Origin of the sequence: Crossiella sp. CA198 (assembly GCF_052078295.1) — a bacterium.
Lineage (GTDB): Bacteria > Actinomycetota > Actinomycetes > Mycobacteriales > Pseudonocardiaceae > Crossiella.
In genome coordinates, this window is the sequence record NZ_JBQJIM010000046.1 from 1 (window position 1) to 24,906 (window position 24,906).

Below are 24,906 nucleotides of genomic sequence, written 5' to 3' on the forward strand. Positions count from 1 at the left end.
AGTTGGACAACCTCGGCTTTCAGCTCTGCCGAGTATCTCTGCGCCTTCTTTGCCACGTCTCGTTCCCTCCGGACTCTCCGTCAATTCTACTTGGAGACGTGTCCGGAAAACTCGGGGCACCTCATACGCCGGTTCGGCCAACACACCGTCCAGAACGGCCAACACACCGTACGACAACGGCCAACACGGTGGCTTGCTCAGGATGGGCAGGGGGCTGGGAGCAGCGACTGGCGGTTGAGCTGGGCGGAGATGGGGACGGTGTCCTGCTTGTTCCCCTTCGCGTCGTAGAACGTCGCGCTGCCCTGGGAGACGAAGGTGGTCAGGCCCTGGTAGTTCGCGGCCATGGCGAAGGTCAGCGAGCCGGTGGTGGCCCCGCTGCTGTCGAAGAACCGCTCGATCCCTTTGAGGTCAAAGGAAGTCAGCCCGGTGAGCCGCCAGCGGCCCTTGCCCTCCACCCCGTCTTCCGGCTTGGTGAGGTAGCACAGCGTGCCGTTGAGGTGGAAGGAGAGTTTGGCATCGACCTGCATCGACGGAAAGGTGATCTTGCCGGTCCACACGCCGACCGGCGGCCCGATCGCCTCCCGTGCCGAGCCGGGCGCGTTGCCCTGCGCCGCGGCGGAAACCGTTGCGGGGACCAGCATGGTGGCGGCGACCGCCACCGCGGTGGCGATCGTGCGCAGTGTCCTTCTCATCGTCGGTCATCCTTTTCCGGCCCTGGGCGGGCCTGTTCGGCGGGACAAGCAACCGGCGCCGGCCGCCGGCCGCGGCCTGGGAACTCAGGCCGCGGCCGGGGCGCGGGGCTACTGGCAGTTCACCGGAACCAGCGAGATCCGCTTGAAGCGGGACGTGGTGGGGATGGTGCCCAGGTTGTTGCCCTGCGCGTCGAACAGCGTCGCCGTGCCGTCGGCGACGAAGTTGGTCAGCCCCTGGTAGTCGGCGTTCATGTCGAAGGTCAGCGAGCCGGTGGTCGCGCCCGAGCCGTCGAAGTAACGCTCCCTGCCGTTGAAGTTGAAGGAGTTCGGGTCGGTCAGCCGCCAGCGGCCCGAACCCTCGATGCCACCGCCCGGGTCGGGCGGCGGCGCGATTAAGCACAGGGTTCCGTTGAGACGGAAGGAGAGTTTGATATCGACCGCACCATCCGGGAAGCTGATCTTTCCGTCCCACACCCCGATCGGCGGGCCGAGCACGTCCAGGGCCGAGCCGGGCGCGTTGTCCTGCGCCGCGGCGGAAACCGTTGCGGGGACAAGCATCGCGGAGACGACGACGGCCGTTGCCGCGGCCATCGTGCGCAGTGTCCTTCTGAACATCCGTCATCCATTTCCGGCCCGGTCCGGGCCTGTCCAACAAGACAAGTGACCAGCACCCGGCAGCGCGACGGCCCGTACCCATGCCACCGCCCCCCGGATGTGGTGCTGCCACGCTGGCGACGAGCGCTAAGGGAGGGCTGGATTTCCCCTTGACCGCAAGGGATCCGGCTGCATTCGACCGGAGGTCCAGCGAGTGGACCGACACTGGGCTCGCCTCGACGACGAGCCCAACCGTGACAGCACGAACCACCGACCGGTGGTCTGCCTACGCGATCACACGTTTCGCAAGGTGATGGAGGAGTGATGACGGACGCGATCGTCGCCGAGGGCTTGAGAAGGCGCTTCGGCTCGACCGTCGCACTGGACGGGATCGACCTGGCCGTCCAGGAAGGCACGGTGATGGGTTTGCTGGGGCCCAACGGTTCTGGCAAGACCACGATGGTGCGGGTGTTGTCCACCCTGCTCCGTCCCGACTCCGGCCGGGCCACGGTGGCCGGGCTGGACGTGGTGGCCGACGCGGTCAAGGTGCGCCGCCGGATCGGATTGTCCGGCCAGTACGCCGCGGTGGACGAGGACCTCACCGCCAGGGAGAACCTCCAGATGATCGGCCGCCTCTACCACCTCGGTGGTCCGGCGGCCAAGCGGCGGGCCGACGAGCTGGTGGAGCGGTTCAACCTGAGCAAGGCGGCCGACCGGCAGGTCAAGGGTTACTCCGGCGGGATGCGCCGCCGGGTCGACCTGGCCTGCGCGGTGGTGGCCAAGCCCGAGGTGCTGTTCCTGGACGAGCCGACCACCGGCCTGGACGTGCAGAACCGGATGGCGCTCTGGGAGGTGATCGCCGAGCTGGTCCGGGAGGGCACCACGCTGTTGCTGACCACCCAGTACCTGGAGGAGGCCGACCAGCTGGCCGACCTGATCACCTTGGTGCACCACGGAAAGGTGATCGAGCAGGGCACGCCGGCCGCGCTCAAGGCCAAGGTCGGCGGCGAGCGGCTGGAACTGGCCGTGGCCAGTGCGGCCGACCTGCCTGCCGCGCGGCAGGCGCTGGCCGGCCTGGCCCAGGGCGAGATCACGGTGGACGAGCAGGCCAGCCACGTGATCGTGCCGGTGAGCAGCGGCTCGGAGGCGCTGATCGCCAGCATCCGGTTGCTGGACAACGCGCACGTGGCCCTGGTCGGCGCGAACGTGCGCAGGCCCACCCTGGATGAGGCGTTCCTCGCCCTGACCGGGGAGAGCGGGACCGAGGAGTACGAGTCCGGCAAGTCCAGCACTGGCGACGAGGTCGGCGGCAAGGTGAAGGAGCAGGTCCAGTGAACGTGGTCACCAGCGCGATCAGCGATGGCCTCACGCTGAGCAAGCGCAGCTTCCTCAAGAGCCTGCGCAACCCGGACATCGTGGTGTTCTCCAGTGCGGCGCCGATCGCCTTCGCCCTGCTGTTCGGGTTCGTCTTCGGCAGCGCGATCGACATGAAGGGGGCGAACTACCGGGAGTTCATGATCGTCGGCATCCTGGCCCAGACCATGTTGATGACCGCCTCCAACACCGGGGCGGGCATCGCCTATGACATGAAACAGGGCCTGGTGGACCGGTTCCGCTCGCTGCCCATCTCGCAGGCGGCGGTGCTGGTCGGCCGGACCAACGGCGACGCGATCAACAACGTGATCGTGATGATCCTGATGTCCATCACCGGCCTGCTGATGGGCTGGCGGATCCGCGGTTCCTTCCTGGACGCGGTGCTGGGCTACCTGCTGCTGTTCCTGTTCGCCTACGCGGCGTCCTGGATCACCGCGGCGATCGGCCTGACCATCAAATCGCCCGAGGTGCTGGGCAACATCATGCTGATGGTGCTGCTGCCGCTGACCTTCATCTCCAACTCCTTCGTGCCCAGCGAGGTCCTGCCGCCCGCACTGCGGGTGGTCGCGGACTGGAACCCGGTCTCGGCCGTGGTCGAGGCATGTCGGCAGCTCTTCGGCAACATCCCGCCCGGCCGGGTGGCGCCCGAAGTGCTGCCGCTGCAGTACCCGATCGCCGCCTCCCTGCTCTGGGTGGCGCTGATTCTGGCGATCTTCGTCCCGCTGGCCATCCGCCGGTACACGAAGGCCGTCAGCAAGTAGCTGGTGGACCGCTGGGCGCGGTGCGGCCGTGGCTCCCGGTCCCTGATGCACAAGGAGAAACTGTGCGATTCCTGTTCATCACCGGGGGCGGCTCGGCTCCCGTCCACGCCGGCATCCCGCTGGCGTGGACGGCCCGCACCGCGGGGCACGAAGTGATCGTCGCCTGCCCCGAGGAGAACCGCGACCTCATCGCCCACGTCGGCCTGCCAGCCTACGCGGTGACCCCGGTGGGCATCGCGGACGCGATGCTCAAGGACCGGGCGGGCGATCCGCTGCCCATCCCGGAGGACTTCACCGCCCAGCTGGACTTCATCGGCCGCGGCTTCGGCAGGCTTTCCGCGGCGGCCCACCAGGAAACCCTGGCCCTGGCCAAGACCTGGAAGCCGGATGTCATCATCGGCGGCGAGTACAACCACCACGCCCAGCTGGTGGCGCACCAGCTCGGCCTGCCGCTGGTGAGCCACACCTACGCCCTCTACGACCGGGCCGAGGCCGACTGGCAGGGCGCCACCGACGAACTGGCCCCGGAGCTGTCCGCGCTGAGCCTGTCCGCGCTGCCGGAGGCCGAGCTGTTCGTGGACATCACCCCGCCCAGCCTGCGGCCCGATGACGCGGTGCCCGCGCGGCTGATGCGCTGGACGCCGGGCAACCAGCAGGTCGGGCTGGAGCGGTGGATGTGCGCCAAGGGGGACAAGCCGCGGGTGGTGATCACCTCCGGTTCGCGCAGCAAGTTCGTGCCCGCGCTGGGCGCGGACTTCTTCCGTCCGCTGCTGGCCAACCCCGCGCTCAGTGACGGTTCGGTCGAGGTGGTCATCGCGACCACCGAGCCGGTGGCCCAGCAGCTGCGCGCGGAGTTCCCGGACATCAAGGCGGGCTGGGTGCCGCTGGACGTGGTCGCGCCGACCGCGGACCTGGTGGTGCACCACGGCGGCGGGGTCACCGTGATGACCCTGCTCAACGCCGGGGTGCCGCAGGTGGTGCTGCCGGAGATCCCCACCTCCGCGGTGTCCGTGCGCCGGGTCGACGAGCGTGGCGCGGCGATCACCCTGGACGGCAACAACCCGCCGGTGGCCGAGGTGGCCGGGGCCATCACCAAGATCCTGGGCGATTCCGGCTACCGGGCCAGCGCGCAGGAGATCTCCCGGGAGATCGCCGGGCTGACCCCCTCGGCCGAGATCGTCAAGGAGATCGAGAAGCTGGTCTGAGAAACCCGCTCCCCGCAACGGAAAGGGCCACCCGGTCGGCGCCGGGTGGCCCTTTCCACTGTGCGCGTTCACAGCGCGAGCAGCACCTCACGCACCGCCGAGATCACCTTGTCCTGCAGGTCCTCCGGCAGCGCCGGGTACATCGGCAGCGAGAAGATCTGCTCGGCCAGCCGCTCGGTCACCGGCAGCGAACCCTTGGCGTAGCCCAGGTGCGCGAAGCCGGACATGGTGTGCACCGGCCACGGGTAGCTGATGTTCAACGAGATGTCGTACTGCTTGAGCGCCTCGATGATCCGGTCCCGCTCCGGGTGCCGGACCACGTAGACGTAGTAGACGTGCTCGTTGCCCGGATTCGTGCTGGGCAGCACCAGACCGCGCCCGGCCAGTTCGCCAAGGCCCTCCTCATACCGCCGGGCCACCGCGCGCCTGCCCGCGATGTACTCGTCCAGCCTGCCCAGCTTGCGGCGCAGGATCTCCGCCTGGATCTCGTCCAGCCGGGCGTTGTGCGCGGGCGTCTGCACCACGTAGTAGGTCTTCTCCATGCCGTAGTAGCGCAGCCGCCGCATCCGCTCGTCGATGGCGGGATCCGCGGTGAGCACCGCGCCGCCGTCGCCGTAGGCGCCGAGCACCTTGGTGGGGTAGAAGGAGAACGCGGCGGCATCGCCCATCGTGCCCGCCAGCTCGCCGTGGTGGCTGGCGCCGTGCGCCTGCGCGCAGTCCTCCAGGATGGCCAGGCCGTGCTTGGCCGCGAGTTCCCGCAGCGGGGCCATGTCCACGCACTGGCCGTAGAGGTGCACCGGCAGCAAAGCCTTGGTGCGCGGGGTGATCGCCGCGGCCACCTGGTCGACGTCCATCAGGTAGTCCTGCTCGCGGATGTCCACGAACACCGGGGTGGCCCCGGTCCCGACGATGGCCACCACGGTCGGCGCGGCGGTGTTGGACACGGTGATCACCTCATCGCCCGCGCCGACGCCGAGCGCTTCCAGGCCGAGCTTGACCGCGTTGGTGCCGTTGTCCACCCCGGTGCAGAGGGACCGGCCGTGGTAGGCGGCGAACTCCTGCTCGAAGCCACTGACGCTGGGCCCGAGGACCAGCTTGCCGGAGCGGAACACCGTCTCCACCGCGTCGAGCAGGTCCGCCCGCTCGGCCTCGTACTCGGGCAGGTAGTCCCACACGTAGGTAGTCATGTCAGACCGCACTCCATTTCGCGTTTGTCTTGCCCTGTCGCTGGACGAACTCGTGCCAGAACGCCTCCACCGCCTCGGTCAGCGAGCGGTGCGGCCGCCAGCCGAGCAACCGCTCGGCCGGTTCGATGTCCACCTGGGACCACTCCTCGGTGGAGTGCCGGATCGCCGATCCCGGCCGCTCCACGATCACCGCGGGCAACCCGCTGCAAGTGATCAACATTTCCACCAGGGTGCGCACCGGGAAGCTCTGGCCACGCCCGATGTCCACCAGCCTGCCGGACACCGGGGACAGCGCCGCGGCCGCGACCGCGTCGGCGACATCGCGCACGTCCACGTAATCCCGGTGCGCCAGCAACGGATCCAGCTCGATCACCGCCCGCTGCCCCTGCGCGCCCAGCAGCAGGCGGGCCACCCGGCCGAGCAGGCTGACCTCCGGGCTGCCGGGGCCGGCCAGGTTGGCGATGCGCAGCACCATGCCGGCCAGCCGACCGGTGCGGGTCTGGCTCAGCACCGCCTGGGTGGTGGCCAGTTTGGCCATGCCGTAGGCGCCGGTCGGCCGGGCCACCGTGCCCGCGCCGACCGTGGTGCCAGCCTGCACCTGGCCGTACTCCAGCACCGAACCGAGCTGCACCAGCCGGGGCCGCTCGGCCAGCAGCGCCAGCGCGTCCAGCAACCGGAACGTCGGCGGCGCCACCGCCGCCCACATCTGCTCCTCGGTGCGGCCCCAGCTGCTGCCCGCCGCGTTGACGATCACCCTCGGACCGATCACCTCCAGTTCCCGCGCCAGCTCCTCGGCAGGCGACTGGCCGAGGTCGAGGGCCAGAAATCGGCCTGGTGGCTCGTAATCGGGCGGTTTCCGGGCCACGACGACGACGTCGAAGCCTCGGCGGCGCAACTCCGCGCACACGTGCCGTCCGGCGAATCCCGTACCGCCCAGGACCACCGCGCTGCCGTTAGCGGACATGGCGTCCTTCCTCCGCTGCGAATGGGCACTTCGGCCGCATCGTGGACGGGGGCGGTCACGGCTGACTCAAGTCCCGCCCGACGCCAAGCCGGGCTCCGACGTGGTTCGAGCGGAACCGGAGAGGGTCGCACGGCCAGGAGCGCGCCGTCCGGTGCGTGCCCGCCCGTACCTGAGAGGTGCCCAGTGGCCAAGCTGCTGCATATCGACTCGTCCAGCTCCGTGCATTCGGTCTCGCGCAAGCTGGCCGCGGAATTCCGTGCGGTGTGGGAGAAGGAGCACCCGGAGGGCACGGTGGCCTACCGGGATCTCGCCGCCGATCCGGTGCCACACCCCGACCACGACGCGGTGCTCACCCTGATGTCGCCGCCGCGGACCGAGCGCCAGCAGGCCGCGGCCACGCTGCACGAGGAGCTGGTGGCCGAGCTGCTGGCCGCGGACGCGCTGCTGATCAGCGCGCCGATGTACAACTGGACCATCCCGTCGACGCTGAAGGCGTGGCTGGACCAGTCGCTGGTGCTGGGCCGCACCCTGCCCTTCGATCCGAGCCACCAGCCGCTCGGCGGCCGCCCGGCCACCGTGCTGCTGGCCTACGGCGGCAGCTACGGCGCGGACTCGCCGGATGCCGACATGGACCACTGCGCGCCGTACCTGCGCACCGTGCTGGGCAAGGTGCTGGGCTACGAGCTGGAGCTGATCACCGTCGAGCACACGCTGGCCGCCTTCACCGCGAAGGACCCGGCCGAGCAGGCCAAGGGCTTCGCCTCGCTGCGGTCGGCCGAGGCCGCGGTGGCCGAGCGCGCCCAGCGGGTCGCCGAGAGCCTGGTGCAGGCCTGACCGGACGCCATTCCGGGTCCGGATTTTCCGTTGTTTCCCATGGTTTCCAAATAACTGGAGAAGGGTAATCCATGACCATTTTCGTGTCCGGCGCCACCGGCAACGTCGGTCGTCCGCTTGTTGAGGAGTTGCTGGCGGCTGGACACCAGGTTCGCGCGCTCACCCGCAATCCGGCGAAGGCGAATCTGCCCGCGGGTGTCGAGGTGGTGGCAGGCAACCTGGACAACACCGACAGCCTGGCCGGGGTGTTCACCGGTGTCACCGCCGCGCACCTGATCAGCTTCGGCGACAACTACGTGCCGCTGTTCAACGGCGAGGAGATCATGGCGCTGGTCAAGCAGGCAGGCGTGCGCAAGGTGACCGTGCTGCGGGGCGATGTGGAGCCCAGCGCGCTGGACGCGGCGGTGGCGGCGGCCGGGCTGGACCACACCTACCTGGGGCCGGTGGAGTTCATGTCCAACACCCTGGAGTGGGCCGAGTCGATCAGCAAGGACGGCCTCGTCCGGGAGGGCTTCTCCGGTGTCCGGAGCGCCGTGGTGCACGACGCGGACATCGCCTCGGTGGCCGCGGCCGTGCTGACCAGCGACGGTCACACCGGCAAGGAGTACTGGCTGACCGGCCCGGAGGCGCTCACCCCGCCGGAGAAGGTGCGGATCATCGCCGAGGTGCTCGGCCGGGAGATCGGCTACGTCGACCTGACCGAGGCCGAGGTCATCGAGCAGTGGCGCGCGCAGGGCTACTCCGCCGAGGACATCGGGTTCTTCCTTGGCATGCGGCAGAACCCGCCGGAGCTGGGCGCCACCGTGCAGCCCACGGTCGAGCAGGTCACCGGCAGGCCGGGGCGGACCTTCGCCCAGTGGGTGCGGGAGAACGCGGCGGCCTTCGGCGGCTGAGCGCGGCGGGGCCAGGGCCCCGGTGTCCCGATGGCTGACCGCCGCCGGGCGCCGGGGCTCTTTTTCATTGCCAGGGCACGGCATCGATTTGACGGGCATTTCTACGGCAATTTTTTGTCATACGTTTGACGTGTGGGATTCGAGTGCGAATACAGGCGGTGTTGAGTCCGGGAATTGAACATATGAGCCGCGCAACACGATGTGGCTTGCGGGCTGCGTGTCTTTCCCTGCGACCAGAGCCATCTGGAGGCCGCTTTGACCACTTACTCCCGGACCGCCCTACCGGTCGGGACCGCACTGACCGATGAGCCCGCCGAGCTGATCGCGCGTTCCGTGCTGGCCCGCTCCGGCCGCATCGCCGAACTGGAGCACTTCCACCGCTGGATGGCCGATGAGAAGCGGCGCTCGCACATGGACGTCCGCGCCGTGCCGCTGCAGAGCCTGAGCGGCTGGCGGGTCGACGGGCAGACCGGCAACATCGGCCACGACTCCGGGAAGTTCTTCTCCATCGAGGGTCTGGACGTCGTGGTGCCCGGCGGCCCGGTGACCTGGTGGCAGCAGCCGATCATCAACCAGCCCGAGGTGGGCATCCTCGGCATCCTGGTCACCCGCTTCGCCGGCGTGCTGCACTGCCTGATGCAGGCCAAGATCGAGCCCGGCAACTGCAACGGCCTGCAGCTCTCGCCGACCGTGCAGGCCACCCGCAGCAACTACACCCGGGTGCACCAGGGTTCGGCCGTGCCCTACCTGGAGTACTTCCGGGACACCGAAGGCCACCGGGTGCTCGCCGACGTCCGGCAGTCCGAGCAGGGTTCCTGGTTCCACCGCAAGCGCAACCGCAACATGGTGGTGGAGGTGACCGAGGAGGTGGAGCTGCTGGAGGGGTTCTGCTGGCTCACCCTCGGCCAGCTGCACCAGCTGCTCGCGGTGGACGACCTGGTGAACATGGACGCGCGCACCGTGTTGTCCTGCATGCCTTTCGCCGGCCGCGACCTGCTGCCGCTGTTCCAGGACGTGCGCACCGAGTTCACCGCGGCGCTCATCCGCTCCTACTCGGTGGAGTCCGCCACCCGGCACAGCATGGCCGAGGTGCTCAGCTGGATCACCGAGGTGCGCAGTCAGCAGCTCTGCCAGGTCGAGCTGATCCCGCTGCGCGAGGTCAGCGACTGGCGGCAGGAGGACGGCCGGATCCGGCACGACAGCGGGCTGTACTTCAACGTGATCGGGGTCAGCGTCACCGCGGCGGGCCGTGAGGTGCGGGCGTGGAGTCAGCCCATGATCGAGCCCTGCGACGAGGGCGTGGTGGCCTTCCTGGCCAAGCGGATCGACGGGGTGCTGCACCTGCTGGCACAGGCCAAGACCGAGCCGGGCTACGTGGACGTGATCGAGCTGGCGCCGACCGTGCAGTGCTCGGTGTCCAACTACGACGCGCTGCCGCCGCAGGCCCGGCCGCCGTTCCTGGACACCGTGCTGGCCGCGGACTACCAGCAGATCCGCTTCGACGCGGTGCACTCGGAGGAGGGCGGCCGGTTCTTCCACGCCCGCAACCGGTACCTGGTGGTGGAGGTGGCCGAGGACTTCGAGCCCGAGCACCCCGGCTACCGCTGGCTGACCCTGGCCCAGCTGGTGGACCTGTTGCGGCACAGCAACTACATCAACATGCAGGCGCGCAGCCTGATCGCCTGCCTGCACGGGCTGTCCGGCTGAGTTCGATCCGGGTTCGAGGGCGCGACCGCAGACTCCTTTTTCGCCAGGCACCATCCGCACTCCCATGGAGATCGACATGAGCAACGGTGGCGTGACCTTCGTGAACCGGTTCACGGCCAAGGGCGACCCGGAGGAGTTCGAGCGCGCCTTCGCCCAGGTCGCGAAGTTCATGGCGGACCAGCCGGGGATCAAGGGCTACACCCTGTCCCGGCACAGCGAGGACCCGCAGCAGTACGTCAACATCGCGCTCTGGGAGGACGCCGGGGCCTTGCGCGCGGCGGTCTCGCACCCGGAGTTCGGCTCGCACGTGGGCGCGCTGCGCCAGCTCGCGGTGAGCACCTCCGACCTCTACCAGGACCGCCACCGCGTCCAGGGCTGAGGCGGTCGGACCGGCGGTCGCGGGCGCACGGCTATCCCACAGGCAGCTCAAGTGCGGCTTGAGCGGCAGGCACTACCGTGCGCGCGTGACCGATCATGACGACATCCGCATCGTCGGCGCGTGCGAGCACAACCTCAAGGACGTCTCGCTGCGCATTCCGAAGAACAAGATCACGGTGTTCACCGGCGTCTCCGGTTCGGGGAAGTCCTCGATCGTGTTCGACACCCTGGCGGTGGAGGCCCGGCGCCAGCTCTACGGCACGTTCAACTGGTTCATCCGCAACCAGCTGCCGAAGTACCAGCGACCGCACGTCGAGGCCATCGAGAACCTGACTACGCCGGTGGTGGTGGACCAGAAGCCGGTGGGCGGCAACGCCCGCTCCACCGTGGGCACCATGACCGACATCTACTCGGTCCTGCGGGTGCTGTTCTCCCGGCACGCCACGCCGTCGCACCCGCCGTTCATGTTCTCCTTCAACGCCCCGCAGGGCATGTGCCCGGCCTGCGAGGGCCTCGGCCAGCAGCGGCAGGCCGACGCGGACCGCATGGTGGACCGGACCAAGTCGCTGGACGAGGGCGCCATCCAGCTGCCCAATCACAAGGTGGGCAGCCTGGACTGGCAGCAGTACGCCAACTCCGGGCACTTCGACACCGCGAAGAAGCTGAGCGACTACACCGAGGCCGAATGGCAGATGTTGTTGCACGGCAGCGGCGGCAAGGTCACCGTGCGCACCACCAACAGCTCCAGCTCGCTGAGCTACGAAGGCCTGGTGGACCGCTTCGTGCGGACCAACCTCAACCGGGACCTCAGCTCGCTCGGTGAGCGCAAGCGGGCCGCCCTGGAACAGTTCATCCACCTCGGCGAGTGCACTGCCTGCGGAGGCGCCCGGCTGAACCCGGAGGCACTGGCCGCCACCATCGACGGCCGCAGCATCGTGGACCTCGCGCGGATGGAGGTCAGCGAGCTGATCCAGGTGCTCGGCGCCATCGACGACCCGGTGGCCACGCCGATCGCGCGCAGCGTGTGCACCTCGCTGGAGCGGATCGCCTCGATCGGCCTCGGCTACCTCTCGCTGGACCGGGCGACCTCCTCGCTCTCCGGCGGCGAGGCGCAGCGGCTGAAGATGGTGCGCCACCTCAGCAGCAGCCTGACCGGGATGACCTTCATCTTCGACGAGCCCAGCACCGGCCTGCACCCGGCGGATGTGGGCAGGCTCAACGACCTGCTGCGTGCGTTGCGGGACAAGGGCAACACCGTGGTCGTGGTCGAGCACGACCCGGATGTGATGGAGATCGCCGACCACCTCGTGGACGTCGGCCCCGGCGCGGGCGTGCACGGCGGCGAGATCGTCTTCGCCGGTCCCTTCGACGCGCTGCGCGAGTCCGGCACCCGCACCGGCGCCGCGCTGCGCCGCGGCGGTTCGATCAAGGACACCTTCCGCGCGCCCACCGGGAAACTGCCGGTGGACAACGTCTCGCTGCACAACCTCCAGGACGTCTCGGTCAGCTTCCCCACCGGGGTGCTCACCGCGGTCACCGGGGTAGCGGGTGCGGGCAAGTCCTCGCTGGTGGCCGAGGCGTTCGTGCAGGCGTACCCGGGCACGATCTTCGTCGACCAGTCCGCGATCACCGCCTCCTCCCGGTCCACCCCGGCCAGCTACCTGGACGTGATGGACCCGATCCGCAAGCTGTTCACCAAGGCCAGCGGCGCGCCGGCCGGACTGTTCAGCTTCAACTCGGCGGGGGCCTGCGAGGAGTGCAAGGGCCGCGGCGAGCTGATCACCGAACTGGCCTACATGGACCCGGTGCGGATGCACTGCGAGTCCTGCGACGGCCGCCGGTTCAAGCCGGAGGTGCTGGCGCACCGGTTGCGCGGCAAGTCCATCGCCGATGTGCTGGAGCTGACCGCCGAGGACGCGGTGCAATTCTTCACCGAGCCGGAGATCGCGGGCAGGCTGGCCGGGCTGCTCGACGTCGGGCTGGCCTACATCAGCCTGGGGCAGGCGCTGAGCACGCTCTCCGGTGGTGAGCGGCAGCGGTTGAAGCTGGCCGGTCAGCTGGCCGGGACCAGCAACATCTACGTGCTGGACGAGCCGACCACCGGCCTGCATCTGTCCGATGTGGACACCATCGTGGCGCTGATGAACCGGCTGGTGGACCGGGGCAACACGGTGATCGTGATCGAGCACAACCTGGACATCGTGCGCCAGGCCGACTGGGTGGTCGACCTGGGGCCGGGCGGCGGCAAGCACGGCGGCCGGGTGGTGTTCACCGGCACCCCGCGGGAGTTGTTGTCCGCCAACGGCTCGGCCACCGGCGAGCACCTGCGCAGGTATCTCGCGGACTGATCGAGCCGGGGGAGGGGAACCGCTCTAGTTCGGTTCCAGCCGCCTCCAAGGTGCCCCGGGGAGGCTTCGGCCCGATCCAGGACCCAAGCCGATCCGGGGGCACCGATGGCCGCAGAAACCTTTCCCTACGAGCGGAAATGCCCGTTCTCGCCGCCAGCGCAGTACGAGGAGATCATCGGCGTCACACCGGTGTCGAAGGTGCGGCTGGCCACCGGACTGGACGCCTGGCTGGTCTCCGGCTTCGCCGAGGCCAGGCAGCTGCTCACCGATTCGCGGGTCAGCGCCTCGCGCAAGCACCCCGGCTACCCGTTCTACTTCGAGGCGCCGCCGGAGTTCCGCAGCGACACCTCCTTCATCGCCTACGACCCGCCGCAGCACACCAACTCCCGCCGCAAGGTCGCCGCCTCCTTCACCCACCGCCGGGTGCGGCAGCTGCGCGGCGCGCTGGAGCGCAACACCGACGAGTGCATCGAACAACTGCTGGCCGCTGGCCCCGGCGCGGACCTGCACCAGCTGGTCTCGCTGCCCGCGCCGATGATCATGATCTGCGAGCTGCTCGGCGTGCCCCGCGAGGACCAGGGCTTCCTGCAGAAGCACGGCGAGAACCTCTTCGGCGGCAGCTCCTCGCACGCCGAACGCCAGGCCGCCATGGTCGAGGTCGCCCAGTACCTGGACACGTTGGTGCGCCAGAAGATGGCCACCCCTGGCGATGACCTGATCAGCCGCGCCATCGCCGAGCACCGCGCCGAGGACGAGGACTTCGACGTCGCCTCGCTGGTGCACATGTGCCGGATGCTGATCAACGGCGGCCACGAGACCACCGCCAACCACATCACCATGGGGGTGGCCGCGTTGCTGTCCCACCCCGACCAGCTGGCCAAACTCCGCGCGGAGCCTGCGCTGCTCAAGCCGGCGATCGAGGAGCTGGTGCGCTGGCTCAGTCTTGGCGACCTCGCGGTGCCGCGGGTCGCGCTGGCCGACATCGAACTCGGCGGCGAGGTGATCCGCGCGGGCGAGGGCATCCTGTGCCTGCTGCAGGCGGCCAACCGCGATCCCGGCGAGTTCGACCGCCCGGCGGAGTTCGACATCACCCGCGGCAGCCGCAGGCACATCGGCTTCGGCTATGGCGCGCACCTGTGCATCGGCGCGGACCTGGCCCGGCTGGAGCTGGAGGTCGTGCTGTCCCGGCTCTTCGAGCGGATTCCCACCCTGCGGCTGGTGGACCCGGTCGAGCGGATCCCGGCCAAGGAGCGCGCGATCGTCTACGGCCTGTGGGAACTCAAGGTCACCTGGTGAACCCGTCAGCCAACCGGCCGGAGGTGCCCGGTGCGATTTGACGACATTTTCCTGCGCGGCACCGGATCCTGGCTGCCGCCCCGGCGAACGCTGGCCGAGGCGGTGGCCGCAGGGGAGTGCCCGGCGATGCTGCCCGAGCGCACCGGCATGGACGCGGTGGCGGTCTCGGCGGGCGAGTCCGCGCCCGAGATGGCCGTGCTGGCCGCGCGAACCGCCCTGGCCACCGCCGGGTCCGGACCCGGTGATGTGGACCTGATCCTGCACGCCGACACCTACTACCAGGGCCACGACGTCTGGGCGGTGGCCTCCTACATCCAGCGCGAGACCGTCGGCAACCAGTGCCCGGCGATCGAGATCCGGCAGATGTCCAACGGCGGCCTGGCCGCACTGGACCTGGCCGCCTCCTACCTGCTCGCCGCGCCCGGCCGCCGGGACGCCCTGCTCACCACCGGCGACCGGTACTGCCCGCCCGGTTTCGACCGCTGGCGCGCCGATCCCGGCACGCCGTACGGGGACGGCGGCGCGGCGGTGGTGCTGTCCCGGCGCGGCGGGTTCGCCCGGCTCCGGTCGCTGGCCACCTTCGCCGACCCCGAGCTGGAACCCTCGCACCGCGGCGAGGACCCCTTCGGCGACGCGCCGCTGTCACACCGCAGCCCGATCGGCTTCGAGGAGGTGACCAAGTCGTTCAACCGCAAGCACGGGATGTCCTTCGCGCTGCGGCGGGTGGCGCAGGGACAGACCACCGTGCTCAAACACGCGCTGGCCGAGGCCGAACTCGAACTCGCCGAGGCGGACTGGGTGATCCTGCCCAACTTCGGCCGGATCCGGCTGGAATCGCTGTACTACGACCGGTTCGGCATCGAGCAGGCGCGCACCGCCTGGGACTGGGGCCGCACCGTGGGACACCTGGGCGCGGGCGATCAGTTCGCCGGTCTGGACCACCTGGTGCGCACCGGCGCGGTCCAGCCGGGCGAGAAGTGCGTGCTGGTCAGCGTCGGCGCAGGCTACAGCTGGGGCTGCGCTGTAGTGGAAATCGAGGAACCCATGCCCTCGCTGGGGATCAGTGGTTCTTGAGCCGGAGTCCGGCCGGGGTTTTTACCGTCGCCACAACGGCTTTTCCCCCGCCACTGTGGAGACACCAATATGGATGGCATCGCCGTCGTCGGCATTTCCTGTCGCTTCCCCGGGGCCGCGGCACCGGGTGAGTTCTGGCGGCTGCTCCGCGCCGGGCAGCACACCATCGGTGCGGTGCCGGCCCGGCGGTGGCGGGCCGAAGGCCAGTTCGGCTCGTTCCTGGACGAGATCGACACCTTCGACCCTGCCTTCTTCCGCATCTCCCCGCGCGAGGCCGCCGCGATGGACCCGCAGCAGCGGCTGATGCTGGAACTGGGCTGGGAAGCCCTGGAGGACGCCGGGATCGTGCCCGGCACGATCGCGGGCAGCAAGCTCGGCGTGTTCGTCGGCGCCATCTGGGACGACTACGCCCAGCTGTCCTACCGCAACGCCGCGGAAGCCGCGCAGCACACCACCACCGGCATCCACCGCAGCATCCTGGCCAACCGGCTGTCCTACTTCCTCGGTGTGCACGGGCCGAGCATGGCGGTGGACAGCGGGCAGTCCTCCTCGCTGGTCGCGGTGCACCTGGCCTGCGAGAGCCTGCGGCACGGTGAGTCCGAACTGGCCATCGCGGGCGGGGTGAACCTGGCCCTGCTGGCCGAGACCGCGGCCATCTCGGCCGCCTGGGGCGGACTGTCCCCGGACGGCCGCTGCTACACCTTCGACGCCAGGGCCAACGGTTACGTGCGCGGCGAGGGCGGCGGCGCGGTGCTGCTGAAGCCACTGGAACGAGCGGTCGCCGACGGGGACGACATCTACTGCGTGATCCGCGGCAGCGCGGTGAACAACGGCGCGGGCAACGGCCTGACCGTGCCAAGCGAACAGGCCCAGGGCGAGGTGCTGCGCGCCGCCTACGCCTACACCGGCCTGGAACCCGGTGCGGCCCAGTACGTCGAGCTGCACGGCACCGGCACCAAGGCGGGCGATCCGGTGGAGGCGGCCGCGCTGGGCGCGGTGCTCGGCGCCCAGCGGGCCGGGCCGCCGCTGCAGGTCGGCTCGGTCAAGACCAACATCGGCCACCTCGAAGGCGCGGCAGGCATCGCCGGGCTGATCAAGGTGGCGCTGAGCGTGCGGCACCGGGGCATCCCGGCCAGCCTGAACTACCGCGAACCCAACCCCGCCATCGACCTGGACCGGCTGAACCTGGCCGTGCGGCAGGACTTCGGCGACTGGCCGGCCCCGGACCGGCCGCTGGTGGCCGGGGTCAGCTCCTTCGGCATGGGCGGCACCAACTGCCACCTGGTCGTCACCGACTGGCCACAACCGGAAACCCTGGTGGGCCAAGGCGATCCGGGCGGACCGTGGGTGCTGTCCGGGCGGACCGAGGCCGCGCTGGCCGCCCAGGCCGGGCGGCTGCGCGAGTTCGTGCTCGCCGACCCGGAACTGGACCCGGCCGCGATCGGCCGGACACTGGTCGGCGCCCGCACCCTGTTCGAGCACCGCGCGGTGGTGCTGGGCGAGGACCGGGACGAGCTGCTCGCCGGCCTGGCCGAGCTGGCCGAGGGCAGGCCCGCGCCCGGTGTGCTGCGCGGTCAGTTCACCGAGGGCGTGCCCGCGGTGCTGTTCACCGGTCAGGGCGCGCACCGGCCAGGCATGGGAAGCGAGCTGTACCAGGCATTCCCCGAGTTCGCCGCGGCCTTCGACCAGGTGTGCGCGGAGCTGGACCCGCTGCTGGGCCGCCCGCTGCGCGAAGTGATCAACTCCGGCGAGGGACTGGACCGGGCCGAATTCGCCCAGCCCGCGGTGTTCGCGCTGGAGGTCGCGCTGTTCCGGCTGGCCCGCGCACGCGGGTTCGAACCGGCCTACCTGGCCGGGCACTCCATTGGCGAGCTGGCCGCCGCGCACGTGGCCGGGGTGCTGTCGCTGCCCGATGCCTGCACGCTGGTGGCCGCGCGCGGCAGGCTCATGGGCGCGCTGCCGCCCGGTGGCGCGATGGTCGCGGTCTTCGCCCCGGAGGCCGAGGTCCTGCCACTGCTGGCCGGACAGGAGGAGCGGCTGGGCATCGCCGCGGTCAACGGCCCGAACGCGGTGGTGCTCTCCGGCGCCGAGACCGCGGTGGCCGCGGTGGTCGAACAACTGCGCTCGCGCGGGCACCGGGCCCGGCCGCTGCGGGTCAGCCACGCCTTCCACTCGCCGCTGATGGAGCCGATGCTGGCCGAGTTCCGCGCGGTCTGCGCCGGACTGACCCACTACCCGCCACGGCTGCCGATCATCTCCACGGTGACCGGGCGGCCGGTGGCCCCCGACGCCGAGTACTGGGTGCGGCACGTGCGCGAACCGGTCCGCTTCCTGGACGCGGTGCTCGCGCTGCGGGCCGCGGGTGCGGGAACCTTCCTGGAACTGGGCCCGGACGCCGTGCTGGCCCCGATGGCCGCGCGCTGCCTGCCCGAGTCCGGAGTCACGGCCGCCGTGCTGCGCAAGGGAAAGCCGGAACGGGAGAGCTTCCTGGCCGCGCTCGGGCAGGTCTTCGTCCGCGGCGCGGCGGTGGACTGGCACAGCTTCAGCGCGGGCGCGGGCCACCGGGTCAAGCTGCCCACCTACGCCTTCCAGCGGGACCGGCACTGGCTGGACACCGCCGAGACGGCGCCCACCCCCGTCGAGACCGGGTTCGCCGGACGACTCGCCGGTCTGTCCACTGTGGAGCGTCAGCAGGCGGTGACCGGCCTGGTCTCGGCGCAGGTCGCGGTGGCACTGGGCCTGGCCGGTGGCACACCGGTCCAGCTGCGCGCGCCATTCACCGAACTGGGCTTCGACTCGATGATGTCGGTGGGCCTGAGCGAGGCACTGGCCGCGGCCACCGGACTGCGCCTGCCCACCGGCCTGGTCTATGACTTCCCGACCCCGCACGACCTCGCCGCGCACCTGCTGGCCGCGCTGACCGGTACCGCGGCGAGCGCCGCCCCGGCCCGCACCGCCGAGGTGGACGAGCCGGTGGCGATCGTGGGCATGGCCTGCCGGTTCCCCGGCGGGGTGAGTTCGCCCGCGGAACTGTGGCGACTGGTCGCCGACGAGGTGGACGCGATCTCCGGCTTCCCGGACAACCGCGGCTGGCCCGCGGACCTCTTCGACGCCGATCCGGCCCAGGCCGGGAAATCCGCGGTGCGCCAGGGCGGATTCCTGCACCAGGCCGACGAGTTCGACCCCGCCTTCTTCGGGTTGTCCCCCCGGGAGGCCCTGGCCATGGACCCGCAGCAGCGGCTGCTGCTGGAAACCGCCTGGGAGACCGTGGAACACGCGGGCATCGACCCGGAATCGTTGCGCGGCAGCGACACCGGGGTCTTCGCCGGACTGATGTACCACGACTACGGGCCGGCCTACGACCGGATGCCGGAGAACCTGGAAGGGCTGCTCTACACCGGGAACCTGGGCAGTGTGGCCTCCGGCCGGGTGGCCTACCAGTTCGGCTTCACCGGACCCGCGGTGACCGTGGACACGGCCTGCTCCTCCTCCCTGGTAGCCCTGCACAACGCGGTGCGCTCGGTGCGCTCGGGGGAGTGCTCCCTCGCGCTGGCCGGTGGCGTCACGGTGATGTCCTCACCGGGGGCGTTCCTGGAGTTCAGCCGGTTGCGCGGACTGTCCCCGACCGGCCGCTGCCGGGCCTTCGACGCGGCCGCGGACGGCACCGGCTGGGCCGAGGGCGTGGGCCTGGTGCTGCTGGAACGGCTGTCCGAGGCCCGCCGCAACGGACACCGCATCCTGGCCGTGGTGCGGGGATCCGCGGTGAACCAGGACGGCGCCTCCAACGGCCTGACCGCACCCAGCGGCGCGGCCCAGCAGGCGGTGATCCGCCGGGCCCTCGCCGACGGCGGACTGTCCACTGTGGACGTCGACGTGGTGGAGGCACACGGCACCGGCACCAAGGTGGGCGATCCGATCGAGGTGGACGCGCTGCTGGCCACCTACGGCCGCGACCGGCCAGGGGACCGGCCGCTGTGGCTGGGCTCGCTGAAGTCCAACATCGGCCACGCCCAGGCCGCCGCCGGGATCGGCGGTGTGATCAAGATGGTGCAGGCGATGCGGGCCGGGGTGCTGCCGCGCACCCTGCACGTCACCGAGCCGACCCCGCTGGTGGACTGGTCCGGCGGTGGCATCCGGCTGCTGACGCAGGCCCAGCCCTGGCCGCGCCAGGAAGCCCCTCGGCGGGCCGGGGTGTCCTCCTTCGGGATCAGCGGCACCAACGCGCACGTCGTGCTGGAGGAGACCCCCGAACCCGAAGTCCCGGTCACCGACGATGAACCCGCGGTGCTGCCTTGGGTGCTGTCTGCCCGCAGCCCGGAAGCCTTGCGGGCACAGGCGGAACGACTGCACGCCACGGTGACCGATCTGTCCACTGTGGACATTGGTTGGTCGCTGGCCTCGGGCCGAGCGGTGTTCGAGCACCGCGCGGTCCTGCTCGGCGATCGCACCCGGCTGACCGAAGGCCTGGCCGCACTCGCCACCGGCGCCCCGGCCACCGGCCTGGTCACCGCGGACACCGCTGCCAAGCGGCGCAAGGTGGTGTTCGTCTTCCCCGGCCAGGGATCCCAGTGGGCCGGGATGGCCAGGGAACTACTGACTTCCTCGCCGGTGTTCGCCACCGCGATGGCCGAATGCGAACAGGCACTCGCCCCACACCTGGACTGGTCACTGCACGCCGTGGTCCGCGGTGAGCCTGGCGCGCCCGAACTGGACCGGGTGGACGTCGTCCAGCCCGCGCTGTTCGCGATGATGGTGTCCCTGGCCGCGCTCTGGCGGGCACACGGGGTGGAACCCGCCGCCGTGCTGGGCCACTCCCAGGGCGAGATCGCCGCCGCGCACGTGGCCGGCACGCTCTCCCTCGCCGACGCGGCCCGGATCGTGGCCCTGCGCAGCAAGGCCCTGCTCGCACTGGCGGGCAAGGGTGGCATGGTCTCCATCCCCTTGCCCCGCGACGACGTTGACCAGCGACTGTCCACCTGGGACGGTCGGATCTCGGTGGCCGCGGTCAACGGACCGTCCTCCACCGTGGTCTCCGGCGACGCCGCCGCACTCGACGAACTCTTCGCCGAACTGACCGTGGCCGGTGTGCAGGCCCGCCGGATCCCGGTCGACTACGCCTCCCATTCCGCGCACGTCGAGCTGGTCCGCGACGAACTGGCCGACCTGCTCGCGCCGATCGAACCGCGTCGGATGCGGGTGCCGCTGCTGTCCACGGTGACGGGGGAGTACCTCGGCGACCACGAGGCCGACGCCGGGTACTGGTACCGGAACCTGCGCCAGACCGTGCGGCTGGAGGAGGCCACCAGGGCACTGCTCGCCGAGCAGTACGACGCGTTCCTGGAGATGAGCCCGCATCCGGTGCTCACCGTGGGCATCCAGGAAACCGTCGAGGACGTCGGCGCGGACGCCCTGGTCACCGGCACGCTGCGGCGCGATCAGGGTGGCCTCGACCAGCTGCTGACCGCGTTCGCCACCGCCTTCACCCAGGGCGTCCCGGTTGACTGGACCGCGGTGTTCGCCGGCACCGGCGCCCGCCCGGCCGAACTGCCCGGCTACGCCTTCCAGCGCGAGAGCTACTGGCTCACCGCCAGATCCGGTGCGGGCGACCTCGCCGGCGCCGGGCTGAGCACCGCCGACCACCCACTGCTCGGCGCCACCGTGGACAGCGCGACCGGCGGCGACACCCTGCTCACCGGCAGGCTCTCCCAGCACACCCACCCCTGGCTGGCCGACCACCGGGTCCTCGACGCGGTGATCCTGCCCGGGGCCGCGCTGCTGGACCTGGCGCTGCGCGCGGGGGAGCGGACCAGCAGCCCCCGGGTGGACGAACTGACCCTCCTGGAGCCGCTGATCCTGCCCGAACAGGGCGGCGCCGACGTCCAGGTCGTGGTCGGCCCACCAGACGAGTCCGGCCGCCGCACACTGAGCGTGCACTCCCGTCCGGACACCGAGCAGCCCTGGACCCGGCACGCCGCCGGGGTGCTCTCGGCCACCACCGCGCCGGTCACCACACCCGACTGGCCCACCGGCAGCGGCCCGGACATCGACCTGACCGAGTTCTACGCCCGGCTCACCGAACAGGGCTACGCCTACGGTCCGGCCTTCCGCGGCCTGCGCCGGTTGTCCCGCCAGGGCACGGACCTGCTCGCCGAGGTCGAGCTGCCGCCACGACGCGGCCTGACCGGCGAGTTCGTGCTCGACCCCGCGCTGCTGGACGCCGCCCTGCACCCGCTGCTGCTCGGCGTGGCCGAGGGCACCCACCCTGCCGTGCTGCCCTTCGCCTGGTCCGGCGTCACCGTGCACGCGGCCGGCGCCAGGGCGGCCAGGGTGTTGCTGCGCCTGGACACCGGGTCCACCGACTCGGTCTCGGCCGCGCTCACCGTGCTCGACAGCGCGGGCGGCCTGATCGCCACCGTGGACTCGCTGCTGCTGCGCCCCATCACCGCCACCGGCCTGCGCCCGGCCCGCCCGGAGGGCCTGTACCGCCTGGACTGGCCCGCCATCCCCGCCGCCGACCTGACCAGCACCACCGAGACCTGGGCCCTCCTCGGCCAGGACGAGTCACTCACCCCGGCCACCCTCCGCCGGAAGATCACCACCCACCCGGACCTCACCGCACTGGCCACCGCGAACCCCGTCCCCGCAACGGTCCTGCTGCCCATCACCGGCAGCGACACCAACCCGGTCGAGCACACCGCGACCGTGCTGCGCGACCTGCTGACCACCCTGCGGCACTGGCTCAGCGAGGAGCGCTTCGCCGCCTCCCGCCTGGTGGTGCTGACCCGCAAGGCCGTGCCCACCACCGAGGCCGAGCAGGTGAGCCCAGCGGTGGCGGCCGTGTGGGGCCTGCTCCGCAGCGCCCAGACCGAGAACCCGGACCGCCTGGTCCTGCTGGACACCGACGGCCGGGAGTCCTCGACCCGCGCCCTGCCCGGCGCACTGGCCACCGCCGAAGCTCAACTCGCCCTGCGCGACGGCGTGATCCAGGTGCCCAGACTGGCCCCCGCGGCCACCGACACCCTCACCCCGCCCGCCACCGGGCACTGGCGACTGGTCCCGGTGGCACACACCGCCCCCGACGACCTCGCACTGGTGGAAGTACCGCGCGAACCCCTTGGCGCGGGCCAGGTCCGGCTCGCGGTGCGCGCCGCGGGCCTGAACTTCCGGGACGTGCTCATCGCCCTCGGCATGGTCCCGGAGCGGAACGTGACCATGGGCGCCGAGGGCGCGGGCGTGGTCCTGGAAACCGGCCCCGGGGTAACCGGCCTGGCCCCCGGCGACCGGGTCATGGGCTACTTCGACGGCGCCTTCGGCCCGGAAGCCGTGGCCGACCGCCGATTGCTGGCCCCCATCCCCGACGGCTGGACCTTCGCCCAGGCCGCCGCCGTCCCGCTGGTCTACCTGACCGCCTACTACGGCCTGGTCGACCTCGCCCAGCTGCAATCAGGCGAATCGGTGCTGATCCACGCCGCCGCCGGCGGAGTCGGCACCGCCGCGGTGCAACTGGCCCGCCACCTCGGCGCCGAGGTCTACGCCACCGCCAGCCCCGCCAAGTGGGACACCCTGCGTGCCCTCGGCGTCCCCGCCGACCACATCGCCAGCTCCCGCACCCTGGAGTTCCGCGACCGGTTCCACCCCGGCGTCGACGTGGTGCTCAACTCCCTCGCCGCGGAGTTCATCGACGCCTCCCTGGCCCTGCTCACCCCCGGCGGCCGCTTCCTGGAAATGGGCAAGACCGACCTCCGCGAGACCGCCGAGGTCGAAGCCGCCCACCCCGGCGTGACCTACCGGGTCTTCGACCTCACCACCCTGGCCCGCCCCGAACCGGACTTCCCCGGCGCCGACCCGGACCGCCTGCGCGACATCCTCGCCGAGGTGCTCGCCCTCTTCGACAAGGGCGTCCTGCAACCGGCGCCGCTGACCACCTGGGACATCCGCCGGGCCAAGGCAGCCTTCCGGCACCTGGCCCAGGCCAAGGGCGTCGGCAAGGTCGTGCTCACCATCCCGCCCACCAGCCACGGCACCGCCCTGATCACCGGCGGCACCGGCGTGCTCGGCGCCCGGATAGCCCGCCACCTGGCCACCCAGCACCCAGGCATCCACCTGCTCCTGGCCAGCCGCAGCGGCCCCGAAGCCCCCGGCGCCACCGATCTGTCCACCGCTCTCCGCGACCTCGGCGCCAAGGTCACCATCACCGCCTGCGACCTGTCCGACCGCGACGCCCTGAGCACCCTGCTGGCCGCCATCCCACCCAGCCACCCACTCACCGACATCGTGCACGCCGCGGGCGTCCTGGACGACGGCGTGGTCACCGCCCTGACCCCGGCCCAACTCGACAACGTGTTGCGCCCCAAGGCAAACGCCGCCTGGCACCTACACGAACTGACCCAGCACCTGGACCTCACCTCATTCGTGCTGTTCTCCTCCATCGCCGGCATCAGCGGCACCCCCGGCCAGGCCAACTACGCCGCCGCCAACACCTTCCTGGACGCCCTGGCCCAGCACCGCCACCGCCAAGGCTGGGTCGCCACCAGCCTCGCCTGGGGTCTGTGGTCCGAAGCCACCGGCATGACCAGCCATCTCACCCAGTCCGACCTGGACCGCATGACCCGCAACGGCCTGATCCCCATCACCCCCGAAACAGGCCTGATCCTCTTCACCGCGGCCCAATCCCTGGCCGAACCAGTAGTCATCACCACCCCCCTCGACAGGTCCGCCCTGCAAGCCCAAACCGCCCTCCCCGCCCTCTACCGCGGCCTGATCACCCCCACCCCGCACCGCCGCACCGCCACCCCCCAGCCCCCATCCGAAGCCACCCTGCCCGAACGCCTGCTCCCCCTCCCCACCCCCGACCGCAAAAACCTGCTCACCGACCTGGTCCGCACCCACCTGGCCGCCGTACTCGGCCACGACACCCCAACCGACATCACCCCCGACCGCCCCTTCGACGACCTGGGCCTGGACTCCCTCACCTCGGTCGAACTCCGCAACCGCCTCAACGCAGCTACCACCCTGCGCCTGCCCACCGCGATCGCCTTCGAACACCCCTCAGCCGCGGAACTGGCCGACCACCTACTCACCCAACTCGCCATCCCCGAACCAGACCCCGACGCCCCGGTACTGGCCGCCATCGACCACCTCCGCCAACTCCTCACCACCGCAGCGGCGTCCAACCACTCCCTGGCCCACCTCACGGACCGCCTCGCGGGTCTGCTGGCACAGGCCCAAACAGGCTGAGCCCCCGGTGCCCCGGGCCGGATCGCACTGCCCGAACCAGCGCGATCCGGCCCGCCCCTGGCGAGGTGGCCGCACAGCCAGGCCGGTCGCGCTGAGGTTCGTAGCCGATCAGCGGTGCGGTCGACCAAGGGCTGCCACGGCGGCGATCCGACGGTCGCGGTCGGCTTCTTGCCCAGGCGGGCACGAGGATGAAGCGGGCGGGTTGGCGCCGCTCGGTGACCGCACCCGAGTGGATTGGCGCCGCTCGGTGACCGCACCCGAGTGGATCCCGCCCGGATGCCCAAACTCTGTTGTGCCCCAGCCGATCCAGCCGAAGCCCGCCCCACCCTCGCGGCTCGGCAAACACCGCACCGCCGCCGAGT

15 protein-coding genes are annotated in these 24,906 nt (G+C 71.0%); 11 read left to right on the forward strand and 4 right to left on the reverse strand.

Annotated elements, in window-relative coordinates; all coding sequences use genetic code 11:
• Nucleotides 1–197: 197 nt before the first annotated feature.
• Together ACTOWY_RS42470 and ACTOWY_RS42475 are read right to left on the reverse strand one after the other, a co-directional pair.
• Nucleotides 198–692 carry a hypothetical protein gene (locus ACTOWY_RS42470; RefSeq protein ID WP_441315252.1) on the reverse strand — a complete coding sequence of 165 codons (495 nt, stop codon included), beginning with the start codon at nucleotides 690–692 and terminating at the stop codon, nucleotides 198–200.
• Nucleotides 693–800: 108 nt separating this feature from the next.
• A complete protein-coding gene (locus ACTOWY_RS42475) occupies nucleotides 801–1,307 on the reverse strand; it encodes a hypothetical protein (protein WP_441315253.1) in 507 nt (168 codons plus the stop codon).
• 303 nt (nucleotides 1,308–1,610) lie between these two features.
• Here ACTOWY_RS42475 and ACTOWY_RS42480 point away from each other — a divergent pair, with 303 nt between their 5' ends.
• The 3 genes from ACTOWY_RS42480 to ACTOWY_RS42490 all read left to right on the forward strand — a co-directional run bounded on the left by ACTOWY_RS42480 (nucleotide 1,611) and on the right by ACTOWY_RS42490 (nucleotide 4,626).
• Nucleotides 1,611–2,621 (forward strand): ATP-binding cassette domain-containing protein, encoded by a 1,011-nt coding sequence (locus tag ACTOWY_RS42480; RefSeq protein ID WP_441315254.1) that lies wholly within the window; start codon nucleotides 1,611–1,613, stop codon nucleotides 2,619–2,621.
• Nucleotides 2,618–3,421 carry an ABC transporter permease gene (locus ACTOWY_RS42485; protein WP_247758987.1) on the forward strand — a complete coding sequence of 268 codons (804 nt, stop codon included), beginning with the start codon at nucleotides 2,618–2,620 and terminating at the stop codon, nucleotides 3,419–3,421. The genes ACTOWY_RS42480 and ACTOWY_RS42485 overlap by 4 nt, the downstream gene beginning before the upstream one ends.
• 62 nt (nucleotides 3,422–3,483) lie before the next feature.
• The gene (locus tag ACTOWY_RS42490; RefSeq protein ID WP_441315255.1) at nucleotides 3,484–4,626 is read left to right on the forward strand and encodes a glycosyltransferase; all 1,143 of its coding nucleotides are present in this window, start codon (nucleotides 3,484–3,486) and stop codon (nucleotides 4,624–4,626) included.
• Between the two features lie 68 nt (nucleotides 4,627–4,694).
• Here the strand turns inward: ACTOWY_RS42490 and ACTOWY_RS42495 are convergent, their stop codons facing one another.
• Both ACTOWY_RS42495 and ACTOWY_RS42500 read right to left on the reverse strand, forming a co-directional pair.
• Nucleotides 4,695–5,813 carry a DegT/DnrJ/EryC1/StrS family aminotransferase gene (locus ACTOWY_RS42495; RefSeq protein ID WP_441315256.1) on the reverse strand — a complete coding sequence of 373 codons (1,119 nt, stop codon included), beginning with the start codon at nucleotides 5,811–5,813 and terminating at the stop codon, nucleotides 4,695–4,697.
• Nucleotide 5,814: 1 nt separating this feature from the next.
• Entirely contained in the window at nucleotides 5,815–6,777 is a 963-nt protein-coding gene (locus tag ACTOWY_RS42500; RefSeq protein WP_247758990.1) for an NAD-dependent epimerase/dehydratase family protein, read from the reverse strand.
• A gap of 183 nt (nucleotides 6,778–6,960) precedes the next feature.
• On the opposite strand from ACTOWY_RS42500, the gene ACTOWY_RS42505 reads away from it, so the two are divergent.
• From ACTOWY_RS42505 to ACTOWY_RS42540, 8 genes are all read left to right on the forward strand, one after another.
• The gene (locus ACTOWY_RS42505) at nucleotides 6,961–7,611 is read left to right on the forward strand and encodes an FMN-dependent NADH-azoreductase (protein WP_441315257.1); all 651 of its coding nucleotides are present in this window, start codon (nucleotides 6,961–6,963) and stop codon (nucleotides 7,609–7,611) included.
• Nucleotides 7,612–7,682: 71 nt separating this feature from the next.
• Nucleotides 7,683–8,504 (forward strand): NAD(P)H-binding protein, encoded by an 822-nt coding sequence (locus ACTOWY_RS42510; RefSeq protein WP_441315258.1) that lies wholly within the window; start codon nucleotides 7,683–7,685, stop codon nucleotides 8,502–8,504.
• A gap of 255 nt (nucleotides 8,505–8,759) precedes the next feature.
• On the forward strand, nucleotides 8,760–10,211 hold the full coding sequence (locus ACTOWY_RS42515; RefSeq protein ID WP_441315259.1) for an NDP-hexose 2,3-dehydratase family protein: 1,452 nt from the start codon (nucleotides 8,760–8,762) through the stop codon (nucleotides 10,209–10,211).
• Between the two features lie 76 nt (nucleotides 10,212–10,287).
• A complete protein-coding gene (locus tag ACTOWY_RS42520) occupies nucleotides 10,288–10,590 on the forward strand; it encodes an antibiotic biosynthesis monooxygenase family protein (RefSeq protein ID WP_441315260.1) in 303 nt (100 codons plus the stop codon).
• A gap of 85 nt (nucleotides 10,591–10,675) precedes the next feature.
• Entirely contained in the window at nucleotides 10,676–12,937 is a 2,262-nt protein-coding gene (locus ACTOWY_RS42525; protein ID WP_441315261.1) for an ATP-binding cassette domain-containing protein, read from the forward strand.
• 105 nt (nucleotides 12,938–13,042) lie between these two features.
• A complete protein-coding gene (locus ACTOWY_RS42530) occupies nucleotides 13,043–14,233 on the forward strand; it encodes a cytochrome P450 (RefSeq protein WP_441315262.1) in 1,191 nt (396 codons plus the stop codon).
• A 30-nt stretch (nucleotides 14,234–14,263) separates the two neighbouring features.
• Complete coding sequence (locus tag ACTOWY_RS42535) at nucleotides 14,264–15,307, forward strand: ketoacyl-ACP synthase III family protein (protein WP_441315263.1); 1,044 nt, start codon at nucleotides 14,264–14,266, stop codon at nucleotides 15,305–15,307.
• A gap of 69 nt (nucleotides 15,308–15,376) precedes the next feature.
• Nucleotides 15,377–24,544 (forward strand): type I polyketide synthase, encoded by a 9,168-nt coding sequence (locus ACTOWY_RS42540; RefSeq protein WP_441315264.1) that lies wholly within the window; start codon nucleotides 15,377–15,379, stop codon nucleotides 24,542–24,544.
• The last annotated feature ends 362 nt before the right edge of the window (nucleotides 24,545–24,906 follow it).